This is a genomic window from Desulfovibrio sp. 1214_IL3152, assembly GCF_036763055.1.
Classification (GTDB): domain Bacteria; phylum Desulfobacterota; class Desulfovibrionia; order Desulfovibrionales; family Desulfovibrionaceae; genus Desulfovibrio.
In genome coordinates, this window is sequence record NZ_JBAIYW010000272.1 from 1 (window position 1) to 1,233 (window position 1,233).

Genomic DNA, 1,233 nt, shown 5'->3' on the forward strand with positions numbered 1-1,233 from the left:
CGGCGACCATGCGGAGCATTTTATTGGTGATGTCGAATCCGCCGAAAACGTTGACAATAGCCATTGCCACGGCAAGAGCCCCCAGAAGCGTGAAAAAGGTCGAACCGGCAAGATGGGTCGCGGTTACAAGACGCAGCAATTGGCCGGAAAGGGCCTGGCGTGCCTGCGCATCCGTGGTAAGCGTACCGGAAAGGGCCGCGATGTCACGTGCCAGAGACGCAGCCTTGGCGCGCAGGACGTTGGCTTCTTCTTCCGGAAGGTCTTTGAGGGCAATTGCTGGTCCCTGACCTTCGGCATACCAGTCCACGCTGCTGCCTTCGGCGTCGTGCTGCGGCTCCGCAAGCAGGGCGGCATGTTCCGGCCCCAGTTTTTGCAGCAGTATGGCCTTGAGCTGGGCGTGGCAATCTGTGGCAAGTATGCCCTGACTGGCAAGCGCCCGCATGGGGCCACGCATGCTGACAGCGATACGTATGCTCATGGCTTGCCTCCCTGGGTGTTACCTGCGCCTTTTTGCGCCGTCTTTTCAGGGGCGGAGGATTTTTCCTGTCCGGGAGTCTGCCCCTGGCCCGGTTGGCCTGATGGCGTGGGCGCAGCCAGAGTAAAGGGAATTCCCGCAGCGCGCAGAAAATCCGCAAGACTGGCGCTTACAATCGCCAGGCTTGATTGCCTGTAGGATCCGTCATCCAGTTTTATAAAGGTATTGATGCCCACAACTTCGCCCTTGTCGTTGACCAGCGGCCCGCCGCTGTTGCCTTGCGATACGGTAGCCGTATGCACGATAAGGGGCGGGTTGCGCTCCAGAATGACGCTGACCACGCCTTCGGTATAAACCACTTCGGGCGCTGCCGCTTCATTGCCCTTGAGCAGGGCCAGAAATTTGGGATCATCATTGGTCACGGCACCGGGAAAACCCCATGCGCTGACTTTTTCCGTGCGCCAGACATCGGTTGTCAGCGGCAGGGGGGTGATGGCCGGGTTGTTTTCAACGGCGAGCACGGCAAAATCGCGGCCCGCGCTTTGTGTGGACAGCAGAACGCGGGCGGGCAGGGGCGCGCCGGTAGCCTTGCTGACAACAACTGCCTTGCCTGCGGGGCCGACCACATGCGCATTGGTGACCACATGGTTCGGAGATACAAAAAATCCCGAACCCATTGAAAGCCCCTCGGGCTGCAAGGCCAGCACAAGTACCGTGGCCTGTTCCATAAGCGCGGCAAAGCCTTGAGGGGGCGTGAA

General features: G+C 60.2%; 2 protein-coding genes. Both read right to left on the reverse strand.

From position 1 onward, the window contains the following. The coding region (locus V6C07_RS05835) for a proton-translocating transhydrogenase family protein (protein ID WP_333535425.1) at nucleotides 1–478 on the reverse strand (478 nt) is incomplete at its 3' end. Then, nucleotides 475–1,233, reverse strand: a 759-nt coding sequence (locus V6C07_RS05840; protein WP_333535426.1) for a serine protease, incomplete at its 5' end; no start/stop codon positions are given. The genes V6C07_RS05835 and V6C07_RS05840, both read right to left, overlap by 4 nt.